The following is a 26,332-nucleotide window of genomic DNA, read 5'->3' as shown; positions in this document are numbered from 1 at the left end:
TGGCTCGATCAGCCGAACAGATCGTCCAGCATTTTGCTGACGGCGGCGTCCAGTTTCTCGTCCGAATCGTAGCCGCCGGCGTCGATCTGGGCGCGGAGTTCGGCGACCTTGTCGGCTCGGAACGGCTGTTCGGCTTCGCGGCTGCGGTTGAGCGCCTCCAGCGAAATGTCCAGGCGATCGATCGGACCGTTCGACGCGGCGCCCGACTCGGACGAAGTCTGCGGCGCGTAATGCGGCTGCCGCAGCGGCTGCGCGGCATGCAGATAGTTCGATCCAGAGACTTGCATGGAACTACGCTCCTCGAAGATTCGGCGCCGGAATGCGGCCAAGCTTCCGAAAGGATACCCGCCGTGGGAAACAGGCTCCAGATCGATTTCAGGCGAAGCAGGGTTCGCCGGCCCGTTTCCAGCCGCTTCGTACCGACTGGGCAGACGCAGCCGGGCGACCGCCCGGTCGAGTCCCCACGTCGTCAGCGATGCGGGCGGGAATCTGAAGTTCTCGTCCTTCATGATGCGAAGCAGGCTCAAGTGGATGCGAGACGAGCTGGATGCCGACGACGAATACGGAAGGGGCAGCGGCGCCGAAGTGCGACTCTCCGCGGTTCTGCGAATCGCAGCAGCGAAGGTCACTGGGTTTATCGTCCGCCGACACGAAGCCTTGCACCTTTTCGCCCCCCGCGCTCGTTATGCGGAAGTCTCTTCGAAGCGGCGTCGCAAGGGTCGCTCCCCAAGCTCCCGTCGTTCCGTAAAGCCCGGTCGCTCGCGTCTTTCTGACGACTTCTACGCGAAGAGACCGGCGAAGGTTCTTGACAGGCGCGAAAGAGAATTCGGACCGGACGCAGGCAGCGCTTAACGCAGGTATCGCCGGGCCTAGGCATCGAGGAGCGAGAGTCGCAGCGTGCGGCAAGCAGGGTCGCTCGTTTCCGTCAGACCGCGAGGCGGATCGTCGCTCGCAGTCTTCTTTCGGCCGCTGAGAACCTAGAAGCGATCTAGACCGGCGCGTCGGCGTCGCGCGTGCGAACGGTTCGCGGGTCGAAGGCTTCGCTGCCGTGCGTTTGCAGGGCTTCGTAAATTTCGCGACGGTGGACGGGCACCTGACGCGGCGCGTCGATACCGAGTCGAACTTGATTACCGCGAACTTCGAGCACCGTGATCGAGATTTCGTCGCCGATCTGAATCGACTCCGTCGTCTTCCGTGTGAGTACGAGCATCGCTTTCCATCCTTCGCGAGGCGTGACCTTCCGATTGCAGCCGGGAAGTCATTGTTTCGCGCCCGAAAGCGGTCGTTAAGGCGGACCCCATTCTTTTTTCAAGATTTCCCATCTTGCCAGCGCCGCAAGCGCTTCGCCTTCATTATCGGCGGCATTGGCGGCACGTTCCGCAGCCCCTGAAGCAGGTTCGACTTGCGCCAACCGACGTCCCCCGACCCAGCGAACGACGAGCGAATGTGTTGTTGCGTACAATGGCACATCTACATCCAGCCCCGTCGCATGAAGAAGATCGCCATCGCAGGCGGGACCAGGAGGCAGGCGGCGATCATCGCGTAGAAGAGGTAGTGGTTGACCGATTCGAAGTAGTCGAAGTTCTGGCCGAAGAACCCTGTGATGAACGTCAGCGGCAGGAAGATGGCCGAGAGGAGCGTCAGGCGCTTCATGATCTCGTTGGTGCGCTGCGATGCGGCCCAGAGATAGGCTTCGAGCGCGTTGGTAAGTAAGTCGCGCGTCGCTTCGAGCGATTCATGGATGCGCAGCACGTGATCGTGCACGTCCCGAAAGTAGATCGCGGTCCGGTCGTCGATCCGCCCGTCGCCTCGCTTGGCGAGCATGCCGAAGACGTCTCGCTGCGGCGCGAGAATGCGGCGAAGTTCGACCAGCGACCGCTTCAGCTTGAAGATTTCTTCGAGGTCGCGTCGGTCTCCTCGATCGCCCTGCTCGACCACGCGAGCTTCGATCGCCTCTACGCGATCCGCGATGTCGTCGATCAGGGGAAAGAACGTGTCGACGGTCGCGTCAGCGACCAGGTACTCCACGAACGCGACGCCCCGGCGAAGCGCCCCGGGTTCTTGGGCGACGCGGCTCCAGACGGCATCGAGCGCCGGCATCGGTTCGGTATGAACGGTCACCAGGTAGTCGGCGCCGAAGAAGGAGTGAAGTTCGAGGCTCTCGATCGCGTCGTGGTCGTCCGCGCTGAACCGATAGCCGTGCGTCACGACGAACAGATGATCGTCGTACGTTTCGACCTTCGGACGCTGATCGAAATGGGCGCAGTCCTCCAGTTCGAGCGGATGGAACGCGAAGCGTTCTCCCAGCAGCGCGAGATCTTCGTGCTCCTGCGCTTCCAGATCGATCCAGAGGACATGACCGGGCGCCGGCCTTCGGACGTGCTCCCTGCCGCGGAACTCTGCGACCGGCCCCTGCGGCCCGACCTCAAGCGTGCGAAACATGCCGGACCGGCCTCGTGCTTCCGTTCTTGCGACGGGTATCGCCGCGATCGGTTCTTATTCTTATTAAACTGAGTTCTGTCTGCACCGCCCCGCCGCTTATCCAGGTCTCTTCGTCCGCGACGGCTCCTCGCTGGAGATGCTCTCCATGGACTTTCGACGCTTTTTCGCTTTCGCCGCTGCGGCTGCGTTCGCGGTCTCCGCTCTTCCTGTCGCGAGCGCCGAGAATGCGACGCCTCCCAACGTGATTTTCGTCATGGCGGACGACCTGGGGTACGGCGACCTCGGATGCTACGGCCAGAAGCGGATCGAGACGCCGCATCTCGACGCGTTCGCCAGGCAGGGACTTCGCTTCACCAGTTTCTACGCCGGCTCGACGGTCTGTGCGCCGTCGCGGTGCGTGCTGATGACGGGCTACCACACGGGACGGTGCGTCATTCGCGGCAATGCGAAACAGGATCTGCGGCCCGAGGACGTGACGCTGGCCGAAGTTTTCAAGTCGCGCGGCTATGCGACCGGCCTGTTCGGGAAATGGGGGCTCGGACACGAAGGTTCCGCAGGCGTTCCGACGAAGCAGGGCTTCGACGAGTTCTTCGGCTACCTCGATCAGACGCACGCACACAATTACTACCCGACGTTTCTGATGGACGGCGAGAATCGCGTTTCGCTGAAGAATGTCGTGCCGGACGAACGACCGGTCGGCTCGGGCAAGGCCAGCGAAAAGGTGGAGTACAGCCACGACTTGATCACCGAACGGGCGCTGTCGTTCGTGAAGGAGAAGGCTGACAAGCCCTTCTTCCTGTATGTCGCCTGGACGCTGCCGCACGCGAACAACGAAGCGGGCAAGGAAGGGATGGAAGTCCCCGAGCTCGGTCAGTACGCCGACAAGGACTGGCCCGAGCCGCAGAAGGCTCACGCAGCGATGATCAGCCGGATGGACCGGGACTTCGGTCGCCTTACCGCGCTGCTGGACGAGCTGGGGATCGCGGAGAATACGCTGATCTTCTTCACGTCCGACAACGGACCGCATAAGGAGGGCGGGAACGATCCGGACTTCAACGATTCCAACGGACCGCTGACGGGCACGAAGCGGGCTCTGACCGACGGCGGTATCCGGGTGCCGATGATCGTTCGCTGGCCCGGCCATGTTCCGGCAGGAGCGAAGACCGACGCCTACTACTGCTTCCAGGACATCGTGCCGACCTGCGCCGAGGCGATGGGCGGAAGCGACGTCGTCCCCAGCGATATCGACGGCGTCTCCTTCCTCGCGACGTTGACCGATCCGACCGGCGAACGACCGCCGCGTGAGCCGCTTTACTGGGCGTTCTACGAACAGGGGGGCGGACAAGCCGTCCGGGCCGGAAGCTTCAAGGCGATCGAGCAGCCGATCGGAACGCCCGTCCGCGTCTATGACGTCGTCGCCGACACCGCCGAGCAGCATGACCTGGCCGCCGAGCGTCCGGAACTGGTTCAGCGCCTGACGCGGGTCATGCAGGAAGAGTACGAGCCGTCGGAGGAATGGAAGTTCCCAACGCCGAAAGCGCCGAAGTCGCAGTGACGGATACGGCCGTCGGCCCTTCTACAGTCGACAGACGAAACGTCCGCAGTACGTCAGCCGCGAAGTCGAGCCGTACGGCTTCGAGATCCTGGGATCGGTCGATTCTTCGAAGACCAGGACCAGAATGTTCGCATCGCCGGCCCTTTCGCGGATCGCATCGATTGCAGTCGGGTCGACCAGAAGGCTCGCGAGGTACTCGTATCGGCCCGGCTCGTCGATTGTCTCGATGAAGTCGGGATCGAGTCGACTGCGGAGATCTTTTCGCAGAGGCCAGATCGGATTGCGTTCCTCCCAGGCTTCGAATTCTTCATCTGACGCTGCTTCGTCAGGCTCATCTTCCCAAGTCGGCTCGGTATAGTTCGTCGCCTCGGACCGATCGACGAAGCGCCCGGCGAAGACGTCAACCGTGTCGATCATGTGATCGCTCCCGAAATCGATGGGACGTCAACGCAGTGAACCTCGTTCCGGCGTCCGTCCGTCGACGCTGACCGTAAAAATCCGATCCTACTGCCGTCTGGCGAAAAAACGCAGGCTTCAGGGCGCGGGACCCCTTCGGACGAGGGCGCTGGAGCGGTGAGGCGCACGGTCTCGTGGGTCTCGACGTCCGTGACGCAGACGCTTCCGTCGGCGACGTGGGCGATCGAGCGACCGTCGGGACTCCACGTGAATGCGGACTCGACGGAGAACGACGGATCGGTCACCGGCGTCAGTTCGCCTCCCCAGGGAGGGACGGTCCACAAGCGGACGTTGCCGCTGGCGTCGCGACGCAGGAAAGCGATCTTCGACCCGTCGGGCGAACTGCGAAGCCAGTGCCGCGGCCCGCTGATGCCGGGAAATGGCTCGTCATCGGTGAACGTCAGGCGGCGTTGCGTCACGCCTGCCGGCGGAGCGGGCCGGCGCAGAGGCGTTCCTTCGAGCGGACCCGCGGCGCATGGAACGGTCAGATCTTCCGGCAGGTCGACGACGAAGACTTCCGCATGGCGGGAGCCGTTCCTGGCGACGACGGTTCCCTGAAACGCAAGCGCGCGGCGGCGGCGCTCTCCGTTCGGCAAGATATATCCCGCCTCGCCGATCCAGCCCTCTTCGCACGCCCGGCAGATCTCGTCGCTGCCCGGTCGAGGTTCGTTGACGGTGCTCGTGACGACGACGGAGAAGGCGCTGCCGTCGTGGTTCCGCTCGTGAGTACGCGGAACGCTCACCAGGCGATCGAGGAGCGAGACCCCGACGTTTCTTTGGTTGACGTCCCGCCCCGAGGTCGCCCTTCCGGCTTCGTCGAGCCGCGTCAGGACTTCGTCGTCGTACGTGAAAGAAACCAGCGACGCGTCGGGAGAGAAGACGTGAACGTGACTGCCGCCGCGAAGAGCGCCGGGGGTGTACGGCGCGACAAGATCCCGGGCGTCGAGGAAACTCGCCTCGACTGGTCGCGAGGCGGAGACGACGACTCCCTGACGTCGGGAGGGTCCGTACGACCACTCCGGCGTCGGCTGCTCCGGTCCCAAAATGAAGACCACGCGATCATCGACGGGCGAGCAGGTGACGACCCCGCATCTGGCGCCGTTCCTCGATTCGTACAGAACGTCGACCTCGCCCGTCTCGACGTGGACCCGTTCGATCCGGTCGCCGTCGAACAGCGATCCCGCCGCTTCGGATCGAATGTCGTAGACGATCCACTGGCCGTCGTGCGACCACACGCCGAAGTTCGTCAGGAGCTTGTTGTACGGCGACCGCGTGAGCGCTCGCTCACGTACCCCGGACGGGATCGGCCGGAGGGAATTCTTGCCGGGACGGGTCATCGCTCGTTTCGGCCTCGAAGAACGCTCACGGCGATGTCGCTCCCTCTAGAATGAATGCGGCGACCGCTGATGACGCGTACGCGCGATCGCTCCCGCATCGACGAAGCGCCTGGGAAGTCTGCATGCTCCGACGATTCTACGTGACGGTTCTGCTGGTCGCCTGGACGGTCTCCGCCGGGTGGCTAGTGACTCGCAAGATTCTGCCCCCTCTGCTTCCGGGCGCTCGGCCTGAGGTGGTGAGCGATCTTCAGCAGGCAGAGCGGGGCGAACCAGTTCTCGAGGACTGGTTCGTGGAGCAGGGAACGGAGCGGATCGGGGAGTCCCATTCCTACTGGTCGCAGGAGCCGGACGGAACGGTCGCCGCCCGCACGCGAACGACATTTCGCGATTTTCCTCTGAGGACGGTGCTCGAATCGTTCGCGGGGCCCTTCGGGTCGATGCTGCCGCCGAGCCTGTTCGACCAGAGGATCAATTTCGAGATTCTCTCTCGCGGCTTCTACGTCGAGGATCGCCTGGAGAGGCTGACGCTGCTGGTGATCCACGACCGCGATCAGGAACTGGCCCGATTCGAGATGACGCGAGTCGAGGGCGTCGAGTACGAACTGGTCGCCACGACGCGAGCGATGACCGGAGGCAGGCCCACCGAGATTCTGCGCCGACCGCTCTCGCTGGGCGAAAGCGCCGACGCACGGGGCCCTTTCTCCGCCGGACCCAGGATGCTCGACCTCCGCGTCGGACAGACCTGGACGGAGTCCGTCGCCAAACCGTTCACGTCGGGCGAATCGGAAGTCCTGCACGTCTATGTCGCTAAACAGGAACTGCTCTCCTGGCACGGCGTCCCGATGCGGACGAACGTCGTCGAGTACCGTCGAAACACGGGCGTCGGCGACGCGGCGAGGAAGCCCGATGCGACCGTCTGGGTCGACGAGTCGGGCGAGACGTTGCAGCAGGACCTGCGACTCGGTTCCACCGTGTTTCGCATGGTGCGAATGCCGGAACCCGAACCGACCGGCGAAGGCGGACCGTCGTCTGCGGTGCGCGAGGCGGAACTCGAATTCGGCGAAGGCTTCGATCGGCGGTTCGACGAAGAGATGCCGGCGCCGGAAGATGACTGACGCGAGTTCGCTTCCCCTGCTGCGATTCCCCTTCCTTCCGCGCTCCGGTTCGTCGCTTCTATGATCGAGTTCGTCGACGTCGTTCGCAGTTACGGCAACAAGATCGCGGTCAACGGACTCGACCTCTCGATTCCGAAGGGCGAGCTCTTCTCGTTCCTGGGACCGAACGGCGCCGGCAAGACGACGACGATCAAAATGCTGATCGGCCTGTTGCGTCCCGACCGGGGAACGGTCCGCGTCGACGGCCTGGAGGTCGAGAAGCATCCTCGCGAGACGGCCCTGCGAATCGGGTACGTCCCCGACGAGCCGTACGTCTACGAAAAACTGACGGGCCGCGAGTTCCTGACGTTCCTCGGCGAAATGTACGGTCTGGAACGGGCGGACATTCGGGAGCGGATCGACCTGCAGATTCGACGGTTCGAACTCTCCAGCTTCGTCGACCAGATGACGGAGAGTTATTCGCACGGCATGAAGCAGCGTCTCGTCTTCGCGGCCGCGCTGCTTCACGGACCCAAGGTGCTCGTCGTCGACGAGCCGATGGTCGGTCTCGATCCTCGCTCGATCCGCAAGGTCAAGGATCTCCTCCGGCAGCAGGCCGACGAAGGGGTCACCGTGTTCATGTCGACCCATACCCTGTCGATCGCCGAGGAAATCTCCGATCGGATCGGCATGATCCGCAAGGGAAAGATCGTCTTCCTCGGAACGATGGAGGAACTGCGAACCGCCCAGTCGCAGCCTGGCGGGAACCTGGAGGAAATCTTCCTGCAACTTACGGCGGAGGATGGCGAAGTCTCTCTCGATGCGGAACCGCAATCCGAAGAAAACGGCTCCGCGTCCGGCGAACCTGACGCGCCCGCCGCCTCTCTGGAAAAAGAACCTCGCTGAAGCGCTCTCCGGCGGCGAAGCTACGCGCCGGGAGCCGGCCCGGCCGTTCGACGTTCAGCGGGTAGAATCTTCGATTCGGCCTTGGCCTCGCCCTTCCACGCGGAGGCGGCGCTTCCTCTGAAGCGCGGTCGACGTTAAGAGACCGTTCGCGCGTCGAGCGAACGCGAATCGGGACTTGCCGCCCGCTTGCGCAAGCTGACTTACGAGCCTGGGCGGACCAGGATTCCTGCGAATTCGCCCATGTCCCCTCCGACGTTCGCTAACCGACTGAGCCGCCGCTGGTCGGAACCGGGGGGCCTGCGGCAGGTCTGGCTCGTCGCTTATCCGCTGATCATTTCGACGAGCCTGCATTCGATTCTGCTGCTCATCGATCGGACGTTTCTCTTCTGGTACGACAGCAGCGCGATGGCGGCGGCGTTGCCCGCCGGCATGGTCTTCTGGACCTCGCTCGGGTTTTTCTTCGGAACGGCGGGGTACGTCAATTCGTTCGTCGCGCAGTACCACGGCGCCCGACGACCGGACCGCGTCGCCGCGATCGTCGCGCAGGGAGCCTGGTTCTCGCTGCTTTCGATTCCGTTCTTTCTGGCGATGATCCCGCTCGCGCCGTATATCTTCGCCTTGTCGATGGAGGCGAACCCCATCGATCCGATCAAGGCGAAGGCGGTATTCGACGCAGAGGTCGGCTTCTTCCAGGCGCTCACCTGGGGGGGCGGCGGGATGATCCTTTCGACCGCCGTCTCGTCGTTTTATACGGGGCTCGGCAAGACGGCGATCGTCATGTGGGTGAACGTCCTGGACGTCATCGTCGTCGTCGTGCTGGACGCGATTTTGATCTTCGGCATCGGCGGCTGGTTCGAATGGGGTGCGTTCGGAGCGGGAGTCGCGACGTCGATCGGGAACTGGTTCAAGGCGTTCGTCCTGATCGCCCTGCTATTCCGTCCGATGGACGGCATCGTCTATCCCTGGCTGTCGAACTGGAAACCTGACTGGTCGCTGTTCATGCGCCTTTTGCGATTCGGCGCTCCGAGCGGGTTGCAGTTTTTCGTCGAAGGCGTCGCGCTGTCGATGATCGTGCTGCTCATCGGACAGGCCGGCGCCACGGCGCTTGCTTCGACGACGATGGCGTTCAACGTGAACGCGATCGCCTTCGTGCCGATGATCGGCATCGGAATCGCGGTCAGCACCCTCGTCGGGCAAAACCTCGGCGAGAACCGACCCGACGTGGCGCAGCGAGCGACGTGGAACGCCGTCATCTGGGGCGTCGGGATCACGCTCCTGTTCGCGATCGGCTATCTCGCGTTTCCCGATCTGTTCATGCTGGGTTTCGAGTTCGGCGGCGACCCGACCGAATTCGCGGAGATCCGCGACCTGACCGTCGTGCTCCTGCGTTTCGTCGCGCTCTATTGCCTGTTCGATGCGCTCAACATCATCCTGGTCGGCGCGTTGAAAGGGGCCGGCGATACCAGGTTCATCCTGATCGCCGCGATCGTGACGACCGTGGGGGGGATGGCCGGGGCCCTCATCGGCGGCGCGTTGTTCGGAACGTCGGTCTACTGGTGGTGGGGTTATCTCACCGTCTGGATCTTCGCCCAGTTCGTCATCCACCTCGTCCGGTTTCTGGGCGGAAAGTGGCGGAAGATGCGGGTGATCGAGAGCGAGTTCCTGCCGCCTGAAGTGGCGGAGGACCAGTCCTCGAATATCGCTCCTGCGCAGTTGCCGCCTGACGATGACAACCCTTATGCCCCGCCGCTGACCCCTGCGTCGATAGAATGAGCGGAGCCAGAATGAACCTCCCTTCCGCCGACTTTCGTAGCGACACCGTCACCCGTCCGACCCCGGAAATGCGGCGGGCGATGGCCGAGGCGCCGGTGGGGGACGACGTCTGCGACGGCGATCCGACGGTCGACGAGTTGCAACGAACGATCGCGGAGAAACTAGACAAGGAGGCTGCGCTCTATGTTCCCTCGGGAACGATGAGCAACCAGATCGCGGTGCGCATTCATTGCTCGCCGGGCGACGAGATCCTCTGCGAGGCCGAGTGCCATATCTACCGCTATGAACAAGGCGGATACGCCCAACTCAGCGGGCTGGCGGTTAAGCCCGTACCGGGGCGTCACGGCATCCTGTCGCTCGCGGACGTCGAAGACCAGTTCAGCGACGCAGAGGACGAGCATCTCGCCGGGACGACCCTGCTCTGTCTGGAGAATACGCACAATCGCGGCGGCGGAACGATTTATCCGCCTGAGCGACTTCGCGAGCTTTGCGAGTGGGCGCGGGAACGGGGACTCGCGACGCACCTGGACGGCGCGCGGCTGTTCAACGCGACCGCGGCGACAGGCGTTCCTCTCGTCGAGTGGGCGAAGCCGTTCGATACGATCAGCGTCTGCTTCAGCAAAGGACTCGGGGCGCCGGTCGGGTCCGCTCTCGTCGGTTCGGCGGAAGCGATCCGCAAGGCCCGCCGCGTTCGTAAGCTGTTCGGCGGCGGCATGCGGCAGGCGGGAATCATCGCCGCCGGCGCACTCTACGCACTGCGGCATCATCGCGAACGCCTGGTCGACGATCACGTCCGCGCCCAGCGACTGGCCGACGGCATCGCGAGAATCGACGGCCTTTCGCCCGTTCACGCCCAGGTTCCTACCAACATCGTGCTCGTTCGCATCGACGGAGGGCTCGGAACCGCCGCGAAGTTTCAGCAGCTTCTCGAAGCCCGCGGCGTTCTGACCTATGCCTTCGGCAAGCAGGTGATTCGGGCCGTGACGCATCTCGACGTCGACGACGAAGCGGTCGAGCGATTCCTCGAGGCGTGCCGAGCGACGGTCGAGGATCTGCGGTCGACGTCTCCGGCGTAGGCCTGGTCAGCCTTCCTGCGGAACTCTGGCCGCGATCTCGTCCAGGCGCCGCTGCATGGCTGCCTCGTTCTGGGTGAACGAAAATTCGATGACCAGGCTCCACAGCGGGAGGGGACCGAGCGTCGGCAGGTTCAGCTTCACCAGATCCTTGCCGGTGCAGACGATCGACTCGACGCGGTCGGCCGCAAGCTTCTTCCCCCACGCCTGAAGCGAGGTCACATCCTCGCGCGTGAAGCGATGATGATCCAGGAAGATCCGCTCCTCCGCGATCTCGAGGCCGAGGCCCGTCAGCGTTCGGCGAAAGGCTTCCGGATTCCCGATCGCGGAGACGACCGCGACGCGGCGAAGCGAGGAACTCTCGATCGGCTGCGTCAGGCCTTCGGCATTTCGCCACTCCGCGGGGCGATGAATGGCTTCGACCCAGTCAGCGGCAGGGGAGTAACGCGTCACCTGTTCGCGAATCGCGAAGCGCTCCGCCTCGTCGACCATATTCGCGCGCGAGAGGACGATCGTCTGCGCCCGGGCGAGCGACGAAAAGGGCTCGCGCAGCAGCCCTGCCGGCAACAGCGCTCCGAAGCCGTAGGGGTTCGTCGCATCGATCAGAACGATATCCCAGTCCCGGCGAATGCGGCGATGCTGGAACGCGTCGTCGAGCAGGATGACCTGCGACGTCAGTTCTTCGATCGCGATCCTCGCGGCGGCGACGCGGTCCGGATCCTGGACATGCGGAACGTCGGGCAGCCGCTCTTCCAGTTCGAGCGCCTCGTCGTTGGTCCCCTGCTCTCCCGCCTTATAACCGCGGCTGACGAGCGCGACCCGCACGTCGCGATTTCGCAGTTCGCGAGCGAGGCGACAAACCGCGGGCGTCTTGCCCGTCCCTCCGGCGGTCAGATTCCCGACCGAGATGACCGGGACGCCTACGTCGATCGACTCTTTCCAGCCCGAGTCGAACGCCGCGTTTCTCGCGCGCATCGCAGCGGCGTACGGCAGCGACGCCGCCCGCAGTCCCGTTCGCAGCGCGAACCATCCCGGCCCGGTCACCCGGCGGTCGAGCGCCTTCTTCCAGAACGGATTCGGCTCGTCAGCCATCCTGCGCCCTGCTCTTCCTGCCAACGAAAAACGGGAAACGTTTCCGCTTCCCGTCGAGCGACTCTCTGCGACGTTCGCCGTCGATCACTTCATCTTGGCGATGATCGCGTCGGCCATCTGGCTCGTGCCGACGGCGGTCGGGTCGTCGCGATGGGGCTTCAGGTCGTACGTGACGTTCTTCCCTTCGGCGATGACGTCCGCGACCGCCTTTTCGAGCTTGTCGGCGGCGGCGGTCTCCTTCAGATGCCGCAGCATCAGCACGGCGGAGAGGATGAGAGCGCTCGGGTTGACCTTGTTCTGACCCTTGTACTTCGGAGCGCTGCCGTGCGTCGCTTCGAAGACGGCGCCGTTGGGGCCGAGGTTGGCGCCCGGCGCCATGCCCAGACCGCCGACGATGCCGGCGCCGAGGTCGCTGACGATATCGCCGTACAGATTGGGCAGCACCAGCACGTCGTACAGTTCGGGCTTCTGCACGAGCTGCATGCACATGTTGTCGACGATGCGGTCCTCGAACTCGATGTCCGGGAACTCTTCGGCGACCTTCTTCGCGGTGGCGAGGTACAGCCCGTCGCTGTACTTCATGATGTTCGCCTTATGAACCGCGGTCACCTTCTTTCGCCCGTTCGCCCGAGCGTACTCGAAGGCGCAGCGGACGATCCGGTCGCTGCCGGAGACGCTGATCGGCTTGATCGAGACGCCGGTCTCCGACGCGTCGGTCTTGATCTTCCGCTCGGAGAAGCCGTTGATCGCCTCGATCAGCTTGGCGGTTTCAGGCTTGCCCGCCTCGAATTCGACGCCGGCGTACAGGTCCTCGGTGTTCTCGCGGACGATGACGATATCGACCTCCACGTCCGAGAAGAACGTGCGGATTCCGGGGTACTGCTTGCAGGGGCGGATGCAGGCGAAGAGGCCCAACTCCTGACGCAGAAAGACGTTGATGCTGCGGAAACCGGTGCCGACCGGGGTGGTGATCGGCGCCTTCAGGCAGCACTTCGTCCGGCGGATGCTGGCGAGCGTCTCTTCCGGCAGCGGCGTGCCGGTGCGGGCCATCACGTCGACGCCCGCTTCCTGCACGTCCCATTCGATGGCGACGCCTGTCGCATCGACGCAGCGGCGAGCCGCCTCCGCCAGTTCCGGACCGGTACCGTCGCCGGTAAGGAGCGTCACCTGATGCGCCACGTCAGTTCCTCAGCGGATGAAGTGCAGAGTCGGCAGGCGCTTCGGGAGGGGATCGAATTTCCGACCCAAGTCTCGCCTGCCGGTGGATTTGCGGAACCGGAAAGCTAGCACAGGGGCGTCGCATCGTCAACGACGGGAGGGCCGGCGCTATTCTGTACGGAACGACCCATTCCGCGGCGCTGAGCGCCGTGTCGCGGGGCCGGCCTCTCCCCCCTCGAAGGCGAAATCGATGAAGCGACTGTTGCTCTTGGGCGCGCTGGCGTGCAGCACGGCGATTCTTTCGGCGAACGAACCGGCGTCGGGCGCGGATTCCGCGAAGTCGTCGGGCATTCACGCCGCGAATCAGAAGCTGGGCCGCGGCATCAACCTCGGCAACGCTCTGGAAGCGCCGAACGAGGGCGAATGGGGCATCACGCTGACCGAAGACGATTTCAAGAACGTCAAGGAAGCCGGCTTCGATACGGTCCGCTTGCCGGTCAAGTGGTCGAACCACGCCGCGAAGGAGGCGCCCTATGCGATCGACGAGACCTTCGCGAAGCGAGTCGACTGGGCCATCGACCAGGCGACGAAGCAGGGGCTCAACATCATCGTCAACGTCCATCACTACGACGAGATGAACAAGACGCCGGAGGAACACGCCCCGCGGCTGGTCGCCCTCTGGAAGCAGATCGCCGAACGGTACAAGGACCGGCCCGAGACGGTCTACTTCGAACTGCTGAACGAGCCGCACGACAAGCTGGACGAGGCGACGTGGAACCAGATCCTGCCGACCGTTCTGGCTGAGGCACGTAAAACGAACCCGACGCGTCCCGTCATCGTCGGTCCGTCGCAGTGGAACAGCGTCCGCGCGATCGACAAGCTGGAGCTTCCTGCCGACGACCACCTGATCGTGACGATCCACAGCTACGACCCGTTCCAGTTCACGCACCAGGGCGCCCACTTCGTCGACGGCGCCGAGGCGTGGAAGGGGAAGACCTGGGGCACGGACGAGGACAAGGCCGAGCTGCGCAAATCGTTAGAGAAGGCCGCTGCCTGGGGCAAGTCGCACGACAAGCCGATCTTCCTGGGCGAGTTCGGCGTCTTCGGCGCGGCCGACATGAAGGAGCGGGCGAAGTGGACCCGTTTCGTCGTCGACGAGTGCGAACGCCTCGGCTTCAGCTTCGCCTACTGGGAACTCCGCTCCGGATTCGGCGCGTATGACGGCGAGAAGCAGGAATGGCGGGAACCGCTGAAGGGGGCGTTGATTCAAGAAGATTGACAGTCGTCTCGGCTGCGATCAAAGCTCGCGTACATCCCGTTCGCCAGCGAGCACGCGGAGAATGAGGATTTCCGCTTCGTCGCCTCGGTAGTAGATGACGAAGCGACCGACGGTGGCCGAGCGGACTCCGTCGCCGAACTCAGGTCGCGGATCTCCGACTAACGGAGAGGAGGCCAGGAGTCCGAACTTTTCTTCGAAGCGATCGGCAAGACGCTCGGCGGCTTGCGGCTTGTCTCGGCGAACGTACTCGACGATCTCATACAGGTCGTCGAGCGCCGTCGATGTCAGCGAGTACCGACCCATTCAGACGGACTCTCGTCGGTTGCGTTCGGTCATCCGCTTCCGAAGTTCGGCCATCGCGGCGGAGCCGTCGACGACCCTGCCGGCCTCGACGTCGCGCAGCCCCACATTGATCGCCGACCGAAGATCTCGCTCCCGTTTTCGACGGCGCAAGCTCTCGATGATCGCTTCCGTAGCGGTTCGCTCCTCGCCTGCAGCCAGGAGTTCCTCGATAAACTCTTCGACGTCCTGCGGCAGTTCGACGTTCATAAATAGCCTTTCCCGTTTCGTGCCTCGTCATTCTAACGACCAGGAACGCGCTGTCGCGAGTTTCCGCTAAAGCGTCGGGCCCACCGTCCAGGGCACGAACTCCTCGTCGCCGAGTTCGAGGGCTTCGCTCTTGGTAGGTTCGCCGGAGGCGACGGCGAGGATGCGGTCGAAGAGGTTGGCGCCGACGGCTTCGAGCGAGGCGCCGGAGAGGACGACGCCGGCGTCGAAGTCCATGTCTTCCGGCATCCGCTCGAAAAGGGGCGTGTTGCTGGCGACCTTGATCGTCGGCGCCGGCTTGCTGCCGAAGCAGCTTCCGCGACCGGTCGTGAAGACGTTGATTTGGCAGCCGCCGGCGGTCATCCCCGTAACGCTGGCGGGGTCGTAGCCGGGCGTGTCCATCACGACGAAGCCGCGCTCCGTGATCGGCTCGGCATATTCGAACACCGCCCGAAGCGCGGTCGTGCCCCCCTTGCTCACGGCGCCGAGGGACTTCTCCGCGATCGTGGTCAGCCCGCCTGCCTTGTTGCCGGGCGAAGGGTTGTCGTCCAGCTTCGCGTCGAACAGGCCGACGTATTTCTTCCACCAGGCGATCCGTTCGAGCAGCTTCTCGCCCACCTCCCGCGTCACGGCCCTTCGCGTGAGGAGTTGCTCCGCGCCGTAGATCTCCGGCGTCTCGGAGAGAACTGCCGTTCCGCCGTGCGCGACCAGCAGATCGGCGGCTGCTCCCAGAGCCGGGTTCGACGCCAGACCTGAATGAGCGTCCGATCCGCCGCATTCCAGGCCGACGATCAGTTCGCTGACCGGAATATCGACGCGCTGCACATCGTTGACTCGGGGCAGCAATCGCTCGACCTGGCGAATGCCCTCTTCGATGGTGAGGCGCGTTCCTCCCTGATCCTGCATGACGAGCAGCGGAATGGCGTCGTCCTCACCGATCGCGAGGTTTTCCAGTCGGACCAGGTTTTGCGACCCTGTGAGAAAGCCCATCGCGTTCTGTTCGCATCCCAGGCCGATCAGCACCACGCCGCCGACGTTGGGGTGCCGGGCGTAGCCGGCGAGGACCCGGTTCAGCATCGCGTGGCGCAGACCAGCATACGGCAGGCCGCAACCTTCGCCATGCGTGATCGCGATGACGCCGTCGACGTTGGGATACGCGGCCAGCGCCTCGCGATCGAAGGCCTTCGCGACCCGCTTGCTGACGCTGGCCGAGCAGTTGACCGTCGAGACGACCGCGATGTAATTCCGAGTCCCGGCCTTGCCGGTCGGTCGGCGATAGCCGCGAAAGAATCGCGGCTGTGCGGGCGGCGGCGGATTCTGAACGTCGGTCGCGAATTCGTAGTCGCCCGACGTATCGACGTGGCGGAGGTTATGCGAGTGAACCCATCCGCCCGCAGGAATCGGCTGCATCGCGAGCCCGATCGGCTGACCGTACTTGCGGACGAGTTCCCCCGCCTCGATCGCGCGCAGGGCGATCTTGTGACCCGGCATGATCGGCTGAGCGGTCGTGAGCGGATCGCGGCCCGAAACGGCGAGCGGCTCCCCTGCCCCGAAGGGACGAATGGCCGTGACGACGTCGTCTGACGAGTGCAGCAGGATCCAGCCGGGCGATGTCATGGGCGGTTGGGCGTCGTTCGCCGAAGGCGAGATGAGGAGGAGAAAGCGATACAGAGCGAGATTCTAATGCGCGAGCGCACGAAAAAGCCCAGCCGATTCGGCTGGGCTCGATGCGACGCGTTGCCGGACCCGATCAGGGCTTCTTCGGGTTCTTCGGTTTTTCGACCTTCCCGGTCAGGGCGAAGTCTTTCGTGGTCGCTCCGCCGGCGGCGACTTCCGCGGTCAGTTCCGATTCCGAGTTGTACTTCGCCGGAATCGTCTCTTCGGCGACCGTCATGCCGCTCTCGTCGGTCGTTTCCTTCGGAGCGTTGATCCGCACGACGTTCATGCCGGCCGACGCCTGGATCTCGTACCGTCCGTTGACGATCGGCGCCGACGTGGGCGGCAGGCCCTTGGAAAGGTCCGCCGTCGATTCGAAGACGATCGTGCCTGACGCGAGCGGCTGGCCGTCGTGGGTGACCGAACCGCTGGCGGCATGTCGGGGCGAAAGTTCGTGTTCCGGATTGCAGCCCGCGAAGAGGACGAATACGCCGGTCAGCGCCGCGACCGACGCCAGTTGAGATCGCTTCATGCGGGTTTCGGAGAGACGAATCGAAGAAGTCGGACGGGGAGGGATCTGCGCGAGCGAGAGGCGATTATTGCTGGAGGTTGACGACCTGTCCGTCGTTTCGGACCGACAGGTAGATCAGCGTCAGCAGGTCGGTGTTGGTCGTCAGATTGCGGACCGAGCCGTCGCCGAAGGCCGCGTTCACGCCGCCCGGATGCGCCGACCGGAGCGGGGAGTTGTTGCCCGCGTTCTGGCTGACTCCCTGGGCGTGAGCGCCCGTCGCCGGTGCGTAGCCCTTCTTGGCGTTGATGGCGTAGCGAACGCTGGTAGTGTTGAAGATGCGGTCGGCAGCGGTGTTGGCGCCCATATAGAAGCTGTGCTGCACGCCGGGACGATAGTCGACCTTCGTGTTGTCGGTGAGCGTGATGAAGTCGCCGACCTCGCTGGCGAGCATCGTGTTCGACAGACCGTCGGTGAAGCCCGCGAACTTCACCTTCGACTTGAAATACATCGCGCCGTTGGTGGAAGAGTTGCCGTGCGAGGACGCGACTTCGCCCACCGCCGTGAACGGGACCGGCGTCAGCGCGGCGTTCGTGAGCGCGCCCGCGATCGCGACGTAATCCGGCACGGTCGCGAACGGTTCCTGAATACTCGTCTCCAATTCAAGCGGCGACGAGGGGCAGCGATACCCGACGAAGATCGGGGCGGTGCCCGTTCCGGTCGCCGTATCGCCGACCGCGGCGCGGATGGTCGCATGATTGTAGGTCTGGTCGAAAGTCAGGCGATCGTACGCGGCGCCCTGTTCGATGAAGGGCATGATATAGACCAGCCACGACGCGCCCCACTGCGTCCCCGCGGTCGCGGTCTTGCCGAAGGGCGGAGTATTATCCGCCGCGCCGGGGGGAAGCCGCTTGTAGGTGTCGTGGTGGTTGTGGAGCGCGAGCCCGAGTTGCTTCAGGTTGTTGCTGCACGACATGCGGTTGGCCGCTTCGCGCGCCGCCTGCACGGCAGGCAGCAGAAGGGCGACGAGCACGCCGATGATGGCGATCACGACCAGCAGCTCGACGAGGGTAAATCCGCTGCGTCGCGACGAGGAAACCAGCATGAACCAAAGACTCCGACGGGCGATGACGAGAAGATGTGCTGCGATTAACGATAACGCGACCGAACCGCGGAAGTAACCCGCTAATTGGCTAAATCGCCGACAGCGGCTGTTCGCATGCCCTTACAAGTCGATCTGCCCTACCGAACGCGAAGAACCCAGCCTTGGAGGGCTGGGTTCTTCGATCGGTCACGTTCGTCTGGTCGGGGAGCGACTCACCAGCTCGCGGCCTTGAGGCCGGGGATCAGTCCCTGGTTCGCCAGCTTGCGGAGCATGTGCCGCGACAGGCCGAACTTGCGGTGGTAGCTTCGGCTGCGACCGGTGAGCTTGCACAGGTTGCGGTAACGGGTCGGGCTCGAATTCCGCGGCAGCAGGCTGAGCTCGAGGAATCGACCTTCCTTCTTGAGCAGCTCGCGCTTTTCAGCGTACTTCTTCACGAGCTTGTCGATCTTCTTCATCTTTTCCGCGGTCGACTTCGGCATCGTCTCGTTTCCTGCGACCCTGCTGCGGGCCTTGAGTGACGTCGACCGGCGAGCCTGCCGCGACGTCGATTGCGACTGAATGAATGGGTTAAAACCGGCGAGTCGGCTCGCTCAGCTCTTGGCAGACTTGGGCTTGGTTTCCTTGGTTCCGGCGGCGGTCGACGCTTTGGCGTCCGCCTTCTTCACGGGCGCTGCCTTCGGCGAGGTCTTCGCGTCGGCGGCCTTGGCCTTTTCGCCTGGCTTCGCTCCCTTGGGGACGTTCTTCGCCTTGTCCCGGTCGAGGGTGAAGGGCTGATGGACGATCGGCTTCTCGACGAGGCCCGAGCGAATGGCGCTCGTGCTGACGAGAATGCGAACGATCTTGCCGTCGACGAGCGCGCGAACCTTTTGCAGGTTGGGCTTCACCTTGCGGCGGGTAAGGCCGGTGATCTTCGTACCGACGCCGCCGAGGTACTTGGCCTTACCGCGGGTGGTCTTCTTGATACCGAACTGCGTCTTTTTGCCGGTGAAAAAGCACTGCGCACCCATGATCGCGACCTGTCGTCCGGCGCCCGGAGTTATTGAATACCCACGCGGCGGATTCTGCGCGCGCTTTCGGGCGATGGTTGAATCGAGGGAAAACGCGGATTTTCATGCGATCGGCGAGGGCTGTCAAGGGCGCAGGATCGCCGCTCGCGACCGAGCGGGGAGTGAGCGCCTCCCGGACTTCAGGCACGACGCAGGATCCGCACTCGGGGAATTTTGATCGTCCGCTCAGTTCGGAATCGAACCAGGGCGACAGAGGCATCTCGCCTCGCGCTGTGGAATTCTGCCCCGAATCCGGTGCCGGTCGGTCGTCGGAGCGCGGCTCGTTCCTGCCGGGATCTTGCGGCGGGACCCTGACTTGTAGGGCGCTGGTACACGCTTATACTTAGCCGCGATCTAAGCCTATCTCGCGAATGAGCCGGTCTTTACGAAAGAGCGGCTGCCTGTCTTTCGCGACGTCGGTCCGCGTCCGGCCCGTAAGGTGCTACGTCGCCGCTGGTCTCGTCCCTCCTCGCTATCGTTCGCCGAACTTATGGATAAACCGGAGAAGTCGTCCGTGTCGTCCGCCGAGCCGATGATCGAGGCGATCGGGCTCAGCAAGTTCTATGGCGTGTTCGCCGCCACGCGGGACGTCACGTTCACCGTCCGGCGAGGCGAAGTCGTCGCCTTCCTGGGGCCGAACGGCGCCGGCAAGAGCACGACGATGAAGATGCTCACCGGCTTCCTGTCGCCGTCGGAAGGATCCGCCCGGATCGCCGGTCACGACATGCAGGCTGAGCGTCTGGAAGGCGCCCGCCGTCTCGGCTACCTGCCTGAGAACGGGCCGCTCTACTACGAAATGACTCCGCGGGCGCTGCTCGATTTCTTCGGCGACGCGCGCGGCATGAAGACCGGCTACAAGCGGGACCGTATCGCCGCGGTCGTCGAGCTCTGCCAGCTTCAGACCGTGTTCAACAAGCCGATCGGCAAGCTCTCGCGAGGCTTCAAGCAGCGCGTCGGCATGGCCCAGGCGCTGCTGCACGAACCGGACGTGCTGATCCTGGACGAGCCGACCTCCGGTCTCGATCCGAATCAGATTCGCGAGATGCGTGCGACCATGCGGAAGCTGGGCGAGGAGAAGACCATTCTCCTGTCGACCCACATCCTGCAGGAGGTCGAGGCCATGGCGAGCCGGGTCATCATGGTCAACGAAGGTCGACTGGTTTACGACGGTCCTGTCGCGGATCTGCCGAAGGCGGACGAAGGGCTGGAACAGGCGTTCCATCGCCTGACCGCTCCCGCGGCCGTCGCACGCTAGGTCCTCGTTCGTACATTCCCGGTCGCTCGCCGAACCGTTTCGACGCGCGACCGCCGTGCTTATCGCATCGATCGCCCTTCGTCGCGAAGACGCTCTTTCACACAGTCGCGAAGACGCTCTATGACGACGCTCGTTTCATTTCTGATGATGGCGTTGATCGACCTGGCCGTACTGGGCGGGTTCTTTCTGCTGCTGCTGCTCTGTGCGGTGGCGAGCAAGCCGGCCTACGCCGTGCTGCGTCGCAACTTCATGGGGTACTTCATCAACCCCAGCGGCTACATCTTCCTCGTGCTGTTCGTGCTGCTGACGAGCTGCGCGGCGTTTCTGCCGAACGACTTCTTCCTCAACAATCTGGCGAATCTCGATCAGCTCAACGTCTATCTGCCGTACATCATGCTGGTCTTCGTTCCGACGATCACCATGAGCGTCTGGAGCGAAGAGCGTCGCCAGGGGACGGACGAACTGCTGCTGACGCTGCCGGCGACCGACTTCGACATCGTGATCGGGAAGTACCTCGCAGCCGCGTCGATCTTCTCGGTGTCGCTGCTCTTCTCGAAGTTCTGCATCTTCACGGTGCTGATCCTGCTGACCGAAGGGGACGTCGACTTCGGCCTGCTGTACGCGAACTTCGCCGGGTACTGGGCGGTCGGTCTCGCCATGCTCGCGATCGGCATGGCGGCGTCGTTCCTGACGAATAACCTGACCGTCGGCTTCATCCTGGGAATGCTGTTCAACGCGCCGCTGGTGTTCCTGGTCTGGTCGGAGACGGTCTGGACCGGACGGGTCGGATCGGACGTTCTCGCCGACCTGAGCGTGGGGCGTCACCTGGACGTCTTCGGACGGGGCGTCGTCAGCGCGGCGTCGATCATCTACTTCGCGGCGATCGTCTTCGTCTGGCTCTACCTCTGCATGGTGCTGATCGGGCGCCGGCACTGGCTCGGCGGTCGCGACGGCAACACGATGATTTTCCACTACTTCGGCCGAGCGGTCGGGATCGCCGTTCTGGCGGTCGGGTTGACGCTGATCGTGCAGCGCTACGACTGGCGGGCGGACGCGTCGGAGAGTCAGCTCAACACGCTCTCGCCCGATACCCGGCAGATCCTGCGGAACGTCTCCCGCAACCTTCGCGATCCTGAGAAGGAACCGAATCAGCCGGTCGAGATCGACGCCTACATGTCGCCCGACGTTCCGGAGCTTTACGCCCAGACGAAGTACGACCTGATTTCGAAGCTTCGTTCGTTCGAGGCCGCGGCGGACGGCGCCGTCATCGTGCGGATCCACGACAACGTCGAGCCCTTCAGCGAAGAGGCCGCCATCGCGTCGAGCCGGTTCGGCATCGAACCGCAGCGGATCAGCACCCGCGAGCGAGGCGCCATCAGCGATCAGGAGGTGATCCTCGGCGCCGCGTTCCAGTGCGGCCCGCGGCAGGCGGTCGTAGTCCCCTTCTTCGATTACGGCCTGCCGGTCGAGTACGAACTGATTCGTTCGATCAACACGGTCGCTCAGAAGGATCGCAAGCGCCTGGGCGTCGTCAAGACGGACGCCAACCTGATGGGGGGCTTCGATTTCGCGGGCGGGCAACCGCGCCAGATTCCGCAGGCGCCGGTCATCGCCGAACTTGCGAAGCAGTACGACGTCGAGCAGGTCGACCCGAACGAGGAGATCCCCCTCGGTCGGTTCGACGTCCTGCTCGCGGTGCAGCCCTCGTCGCTCACGCCCGCCGCGCTGACGAACCTGACGAATGCCGTCCGACAGGGACAGCCGACCGCCATCTTCGAGGATCCGGCGCCTGCCTTCATCGAAGTCGCCGGGACGACCATGCCGAAGCAGCAGCAAGGCATGATGGGAATGATGGGCGGCCCGCCTCCGGAAAAAGGCGATATGCAGCCGCTGTGGGACCTGCTCGGCGTGCAGCCGCTCGGCGAGAGAAAGCTTTCCGGGTTCGACGTCGACATCGTCTGGCAGGATTTCAATCCGTACCAGGAAGTGCAGTTGCAGGGTTTCCTAGAAGAGTTCGTCTTCATTCGACCCGACGCGCCCGGCTCGGAGGATCCGTTCAATCCGGGTCAGGCGGTGACGTCCGGCATCGAAGAGGTGCTCTTCCCGCTGCCCGGCGCCATCGAGAAGTCGGCGAACATGCCGGAGGGGATGGAATTCATTCCGCTGGTGACGACCGGCGATCGAACAGGCACGATCGGCTTCCAGGAGTTTCTGCAGCAGCAGCGCGACCCGATCAAGCTTCAGCAAACTCGCCTCGCCGGCGCCACCGCCGAGAAATACGTTCTAGCCGCGCTCGTGCAGGCGGAGGATTGGAAGCCGACCGATCCTGCCGCCGCGCCGCCGGCCGCCGAGGGCGAAGAGGCGGACGACGCAGCCGACGCAGATCCAGCCGCCGGGAATCAGAACAAGCCGCGCGCGATCTACGTCGCGGACGTCGACCTGCTCGCGGGAGACTTCGTCGCGCTGCGTGCCCGTCCCGATCAGGAAATCGGCTGGCGGATGGAGAACATCACGTTCGTGCTCAACATGCTCGACGAACTTTCAGGCCAGACCGAGTACCTCGACATTCGCAAGAAGAAGGTTCGTCACAAGAACCTTTCGGTCGTCGAGAACCTTCGCAAAGAGTATCGCTCGCGCGAGCTCGAACGCCGCAAGGAACTTCAGCAGTCGATCGACGAAGAGACGACCAAGGCCGAAGCCTCGCGCGACGACACGGTCGAGAAGTTCCAGGCCACCGTCCAGGATCTGCAGAACCGTCGCGCCGCGGGCGAACAGGTCAGTCAGTCCGAACTCCGCGAAGCGATGCTCCAACTGCAGATGAACGAGCAACTCGCCGAGCAGCGCTTCCAGCGCAAGGCGGAGGATATGGCTCGCGAATTTCAGGACGACATCGACCAGATCCGCCGGAACACCGCGCTTTCGATCGAACGGCGACAGAACGCGTTCAAGGCCTACGCGATCGGACTCCCCCTGATTCCGCCAATCCTGACGGGACTCGCCGTCTTCCTGATCCGCCGGTATCGCGAACGCGAAGGCATCTCCAGCGCCCGACTGAAGTAAGCGTCAGTCCGGCGCCGCACGATTCATCTCAGCATCGCGATCGAAGTCTCTCGTAGGAGAGGCGAACCAACCCTATGAAAAACTCGCTCGAAACGCTTAAGACGCTCGGCCTGCTGGCGGTCGCGGCGCTCCTGCTGGGGCTGGGTCTGTTCGTCAACCAGCCCCCGTCGACGGAGTCGACCACCGACGACCTGTTGGGCAAGCCGCTGTTCCCCGCCTTCAAGGATCCGACGACCGTCACGCAGCTTCGCATCGCGAAGTACGACGAAGCGGCGGGCAAGGTCGAGGAATTCGAGGTCGTTCAGGACGCCAAGAGCGGCCAGTGGCGGATGCCGTCGGAGCAGAACTATCCCGCCGACGCGAAGACGCAGGTTCGCGACGCCGCCACGAGCCTCGTCGATCTGAAGGTCGTCGGCGTGCAGTCGGACGACGCGAAGGACCACGCGGAATACGGCGTCGTCGAGCCGACCTCCGCCGATACGGGGACGGGCGAAGGCGTCGGCTCCCTGGTCTCGATGCGCGACAAGGCGTCGGGCGACGTGGCGTCGCTGATCATCGGCAAGGAAGTTCAAGGGATGGAGAACGGTCGTTTCGTCCGCAAGGTCGGAGAAAACGTCGTCTACGTCGTCGCCCTGGATCCTGCCGTCTTCACGACCGAGTTCGACAAATGGATCGAGCCGGACGTGCTCCAGCTCAACACGTTCGATGTCGATACGATCGCCCTGCATGACTACTCGCTGAGCATGCAACTCGCGAACGGGGGTCAGATCAACGTCGCCTACGATCCCAATTCGGACCTCACCGTCCGCTGGAACGAAGAAGCCGCGAAGTGGGAAGCCGTCTCCTTCGTGACCTACGACGAGGAAGGTCAGCCGCAGGAAACCGATTTGTCGGGCCAGGAAGAACTCGACAGCAAGGCGCTCAACGAGATGAAGTCGTCCCTCGACGACTTGAAGATCGTCGCCGTCTATCGCAAGCCGGAGGGACTCGGCTCCGATCTCAGGGCTCAGGCCGCCTTCACCGAGAACGTGGAGAACGTCAAGGCTCTGGTCGAGAAAGGCTTCATTCCGCTGACGGAGTCGGACGGCATCGAAATCAAGAGCGTCAACGGCGATCTGGCCGTGGAACTGAAGGACGGGGTGCGGTACCTGCTCCGCTTCGGGGCGGAAACTCGCGTCGGCAGCGAACTGGGACGTTATCTGTTCGTGTCGGCCGAATTCGACGAGTCGAAGATCGCCGAGCCGGCGCTCGAACCGCTGCCCGAGGTCGAGGATCCCGACGCTCCCAACCCGGAACGCGACCGGATTCAGCGGGAGAACGAGCAGAAGCTCGAAGCGTGGCGCAAGAACCGACGCGCAGCCGAACTGAAGGCGCAGGATCTGAACAGTCGCTTCGCCGACTGGTACTACGTCGTCTCGGACGAGGTCTACAAGAAGCTTCGCTTCAGCCCGGCAGGCGTGATCGAGCTGAAGGCAGGGACCGCGACCGAGGGCGACAATATCGACGCGTTCCGCGCGCTCGAAGAGCGAGGCCTGCAACGCGACGAAGAAGGCTCCGACCCTGCGGACGACGCCGGCGCCTCTCCCTTCCCGCCCGGCTTCGGCGGTCCGGGGAACTGAGCGCTTGTCGCGACTTGTAGGGCAGGCGCCCCGCCTGCCACGGCAGCGTATACCAGGTTCATGGCAGGCGGGGCGCCTGCCCTACAAGACGGTCGGGAGCCAAGCGGCGTCACCGTCCGATCTCGTACAACGCGGCGAGGAGGCGGTCGACCTCCTCGTACGTGGTGTAGTGCAGGAAGCCGACGCGGAGCATCCCCTCCGGCTCGCGGCCCAGCCGCTTCGACAGTTCGAGCGCGTAGTAGTTACCGTGCCAGGCGAAGATGCCCCGGCGATCGAGTTCCTGGGCCAACTCTCGCGACGGCTTCGTCGCATGCGTTAGCGCGAAGGTCGCCACGCGGTTCGTCCAGGCTTCATCTTCGGCGACGCCCCATAGGCGATAGGCCGGCAGTTCGCTCAGTCCCGCCAGGAAACGCTTCGCCAGAGCCTGCTCGTGGGAACGAGTCTCCAGGAACGCCCGGTCGAGCGCGTCGATTCGGGACAGCGCCGAATCTCCGGCGGCTGCCCGTCCGATCGACGCGAGATACTCGACCGCAGCGCCTGCTCCGACGATCGCGGCGAAGTTCTGCGTCCCCGTCATCCACCGATCGGGAAGGCCGTTCGGCGCCGGATCGAGTTTGTACGGCTTGAGCGATTCGAGCAGTTCCCGGCGTCCGTAAAGGACGCCGACGTGGGGGCCGAAGAACTTGTAGGCCGAGCAGACGAGGAAGTCGCAGTTCCACTTGAAGGCGTGCAGGCGTTCGTGCGGCGCCAGGTGAACGGCATCGACGTAGACAAGCGCGCCCGCATCATGCGCAGCCCGGCAAAGCGGGGCGACGTCGTTCTTTGCTCCGCTGGCGTTCGAGGCGCCGGTGAACGCGACCAGCCGCGGTCCGCTGGCGAGCTTCTTCCGGAAGTCCTCTTCGTCGAGCGTCGCGTCCTCGATTCGCAGATCGGCCCACAGAACCTCGACCCCCGCATCCTCCGCCGCGAGAACCCAGGGGCGGACGTTGGCGTCGTGATCGAGCCGCGTGACCAGGATTCGGTCGCCCCGCTTCCAGGTCCGCGAGATCGCACGCGAAAAGGCGAACGTCAGCGTCGTCATGTTGGCGCCGAAGACGACCGTCTCCGGCTCGGGCACGTTCAGGAAGTCCGCGAACGCTTCTCGGGCCGCATCGACGCGGGCGTCGCTTTCGCGGCTCGTGGCGAAATGGCCCGCGTGATTGGCGTTGCACTCTTCGTAATACCGGGCGATCGCGTCGATCACGGACCGCGGAACCTGCGTTCCCGCCGGCCCGTCGAGATAGACGGCTGGCTTTCCGTCGACGGTCTTCGACAGCGCCGGGAATTGTCCGCGAAACGCGGCGAAGAACGTGTCACGATCCATGGCGATGCC

Annotated in this window: 24 protein-coding genes; 9 read left to right on the top strand and 15 right to left on the bottom strand. The window is 64.1% G+C overall.

Translation table 11 applies throughout. The features are described 5' to 3' along the window. Positions 1-8 precede the first annotated feature (8 nt). The 3 genes from SH602x_RS20810 to corA all read right to left on the bottom strand — a co-directional run bounded on the left by SH602x_RS20810 (position 9) and on the right by corA (position 2,442). On the bottom strand, positions 9-287 hold the full coding sequence (locus SH602x_RS20810; protein WP_479471184.1) for a flagellar biosynthesis anti-sigma factor FlgM: 279 nt from the start codon (positions 285-287) through the stop codon (positions 9-11). Between the two features lie 701 nt (positions 288-988). Next, on the bottom strand, positions 989-1,210 hold the full coding sequence (gene csrA, locus SH602x_RS20805) for a carbon storage regulator CsrA (RefSeq protein WP_479474121.1): 222 nt from the start codon (positions 1,208-1,210) through the stop codon (positions 989-991). Between the two features lie 260 nt (positions 1,211-1,470). Further along, complete coding sequence (corA, locus tag SH602x_RS20800) at positions 1,471-2,442, bottom strand: magnesium/cobalt transporter CorA (protein WP_479474120.1); 972 nt, start codon at positions 2,440-2,442, stop codon at positions 1,471-1,473. A gap of 145 nt (positions 2,443-2,587) precedes the next feature. Here corA and SH602x_RS20795 point away from each other — a divergent pair, with 145 nt between their 5' ends. Continuing rightward, positions 2,588-3,997, top strand: a complete 1,410-nt coding sequence (locus tag SH602x_RS20795; RefSeq protein ID WP_479474119.1) for an arylsulfatase — start codon at positions 2,588-2,590, stop codon at positions 3,995-3,997. A 21-nt stretch (positions 3,998-4,018) separates the two neighbouring features. On the opposite strand, the gene SH602x_RS20790 is transcribed toward SH602x_RS20795, so the two are convergent. Next, positions 4,019-4,414, bottom strand: a complete 396-nt coding sequence (locus SH602x_RS20790; RefSeq protein WP_479474118.1) for a hypothetical protein — start codon at positions 4,412-4,414, stop codon at positions 4,019-4,021. Further along, positions 4,411-5,790 carry a DUF3748 domain-containing protein gene (locus SH602x_RS20785; protein WP_479474117.1) on the bottom strand — a complete coding sequence of 460 codons (1,380 nt, stop codon included), beginning with the start codon at positions 5,788-5,790 and terminating at the stop codon, positions 4,411-4,413. The genes SH602x_RS20790 and SH602x_RS20785 overlap by 4 nt, the downstream gene beginning before the upstream one ends. Positions 5,791-5,912: 122 nt before the next feature. Here SH602x_RS20785 and SH602x_RS20780 point away from each other — a divergent pair, with 122 nt between their 5' ends. The 4 genes from SH602x_RS20780 (at position 5,913) to SH602x_RS20765 (ending at position 10,639) form a co-directional block, all read left to right on the top strand. After that, complete coding sequence (locus SH602x_RS20780) at positions 5,913-6,905, top strand: hypothetical protein (protein WP_479474116.1); 993 nt, start codon at positions 5,913-5,915, stop codon at positions 6,903-6,905. A gap of 60 nt (positions 6,906-6,965) precedes the next feature. Beyond that, entirely contained in the window at positions 6,966-7,790 is an 825-nt protein-coding gene (locus SH602x_RS20775; RefSeq protein ID WP_479474115.1) for an ABC transporter ATP-binding protein, read from the top strand. A gap of 240 nt (positions 7,791-8,030) precedes the next feature. Next, positions 8,031-9,563 (top strand): MATE family efflux transporter, encoded by a 1,533-nt coding sequence (locus tag SH602x_RS20770; protein ID WP_479474114.1) that lies wholly within the window; start codon positions 8,031-8,033, stop codon positions 9,561-9,563. Positions 9,564-9,574: 11 nt separating this feature from the next. Continuing rightward, entirely contained in the window at positions 9,575-10,639 is a 1,065-nt protein-coding gene (locus tag SH602x_RS20765; RefSeq protein ID WP_479474113.1) for a threonine aldolase family protein, read from the top strand. A gap of 6 nt (positions 10,640-10,645) precedes the next feature. On the opposite strand, the gene lpxK is transcribed toward SH602x_RS20765, so the two are convergent. Both lpxK and SH602x_RS20755 read right to left on the bottom strand, forming a co-directional pair. Further along, on the bottom strand, positions 10,646-11,728 hold the full coding sequence (gene lpxK / locus SH602x_RS20760; protein WP_479474112.1) for a tetraacyldisaccharide 4'-kinase: 1,083 nt from the start codon (positions 11,726-11,728) through the stop codon (positions 10,646-10,648). A gap of 84 nt (positions 11,729-11,812) precedes the next feature. Further along, the gene (locus tag SH602x_RS20755; protein ID WP_479474111.1) at positions 11,813-12,907 is read right to left on the bottom strand and encodes an isocitrate/isopropylmalate dehydrogenase family protein; all 1,095 of its coding nucleotides are present in this window, start codon (positions 12,905-12,907) and stop codon (positions 11,813-11,815) included. A gap of 229 nt (positions 12,908-13,136) precedes the next feature. Here SH602x_RS20755 and SH602x_RS20750 point away from each other — a divergent pair, with 229 nt between their 5' ends. Beyond that, on the top strand, positions 13,137-14,165 hold the full coding sequence (locus SH602x_RS20750; RefSeq protein WP_479474110.1) for a glycoside hydrolase family 5 protein: 1,029 nt from the start codon (positions 13,137-13,139) through the stop codon (positions 14,163-14,165). A gap of 18 nt (positions 14,166-14,183) precedes the next feature. Here the strand turns inward: SH602x_RS20750 and SH602x_RS20745 are convergent, their stop codons facing one another. The 7 genes from SH602x_RS20745 to rpmB all read right to left on the bottom strand — a co-directional run bounded on the left by SH602x_RS20745 (position 14,184) and on the right by rpmB (position 18,987). Then, the gene (locus tag SH602x_RS20745; protein ID WP_479474109.1) at positions 14,184-14,468 is read right to left on the bottom strand and encodes a type II toxin-antitoxin system RelE/ParE family toxin; all 285 of its coding nucleotides are present in this window, start codon (positions 14,466-14,468) and stop codon (positions 14,184-14,186) included. Beyond that, positions 14,469-14,714: a hypothetical protein gene (locus tag SH602x_RS20740; RefSeq protein WP_479474108.1), complete on the bottom strand. Its 246-nt coding sequence runs from the start codon at positions 14,712-14,714 to the stop codon at positions 14,469-14,471. It lies immediately after the preceding gene. Positions 14,715-14,780: 66 nt separating this feature from the next. Further along, complete coding sequence (locus tag SH602x_RS20735; protein ID WP_479474107.1) at positions 14,781-16,328, bottom strand: UxaA family hydrolase; 1,548 nt, start codon at positions 16,326-16,328, stop codon at positions 14,781-14,783. Between the two features lie 133 nt (positions 16,329-16,461). Then, positions 16,462-16,899, bottom strand: coding sequence for a hypothetical protein (locus tag SH602x_RS20730; protein WP_479474106.1), 438 nt, complete (start codon positions 16,897-16,899; stop codon positions 16,462-16,464). A 64-nt stretch (positions 16,900-16,963) separates the two neighbouring features. Then, the gene (locus tag SH602x_RS20725; RefSeq protein WP_479474105.1) at positions 16,964-17,980 is read right to left on the bottom strand and encodes a DUF1559 family PulG-like putative transporter; all 1,017 of its coding nucleotides are present in this window, start codon (positions 17,978-17,980) and stop codon (positions 16,964-16,966) included. A gap of 212 nt (positions 17,981-18,192) precedes the next feature. Then, complete coding sequence (rpsN, locus tag SH602x_RS20720; protein ID WP_479471201.1) at positions 18,193-18,459, bottom strand: 30S ribosomal protein S14; 267 nt, start codon at positions 18,457-18,459, stop codon at positions 18,193-18,195. 111 nt (positions 18,460-18,570) lie between these two features. After that, a complete protein-coding gene (gene rpmB, locus SH602x_RS20715; protein ID WP_479474104.1) occupies positions 18,571-18,987 on the bottom strand; it encodes a 50S ribosomal protein L28 in 417 nt (138 codons plus the stop codon). 571 nt (positions 18,988-19,558) lie between these two features. Here rpmB and SH602x_RS20710 point away from each other — a divergent pair. The 3 genes from SH602x_RS20710 to SH602x_RS20700 all read left to right on the top strand — a co-directional run bounded on the left by SH602x_RS20710 (position 19,559) and on the right by SH602x_RS20700 (position 24,960). Then, positions 19,559-20,281 carry an ABC transporter ATP-binding protein gene (locus SH602x_RS20710; RefSeq protein ID WP_479477126.1) on the top strand — a complete coding sequence of 241 codons (723 nt, stop codon included), beginning with the start codon at positions 19,559-19,561 and terminating at the stop codon, positions 20,279-20,281. 120 nt (positions 20,282-20,401) lie between these two features. Next, complete coding sequence (locus SH602x_RS20705) at positions 20,402-23,341, top strand: Gldg family protein (protein ID WP_479474103.1); 2,940 nt, start codon at positions 20,402-20,404, stop codon at positions 23,339-23,341. Positions 23,342-23,415: 74 nt separating this feature from the next. Next, positions 23,416-24,960, top strand: a complete 1,545-nt coding sequence (locus tag SH602x_RS20700; protein WP_479474102.1) for a DUF4340 domain-containing protein — start codon at positions 23,416-23,418, stop codon at positions 24,958-24,960. Positions 24,961-25,069: 109 nt separating this feature from the next. Here the strand turns inward: SH602x_RS20700 and SH602x_RS20695 are convergent, their stop codons facing one another. Then, positions 25,070-26,323, bottom strand: a complete 1,254-nt coding sequence (locus tag SH602x_RS20695; RefSeq protein WP_479474101.1) for a cysteine desulfurase-like protein — start codon at positions 26,321-26,323, stop codon at positions 25,070-25,072. Positions 26,324-26,332 lie beyond the last annotated feature (9 nt).

Source organism: Lignipirellula cremea, assembly GCF_056501455.1.
This window is presented reverse-complemented; position numbering and strand designations above follow the sequence as displayed.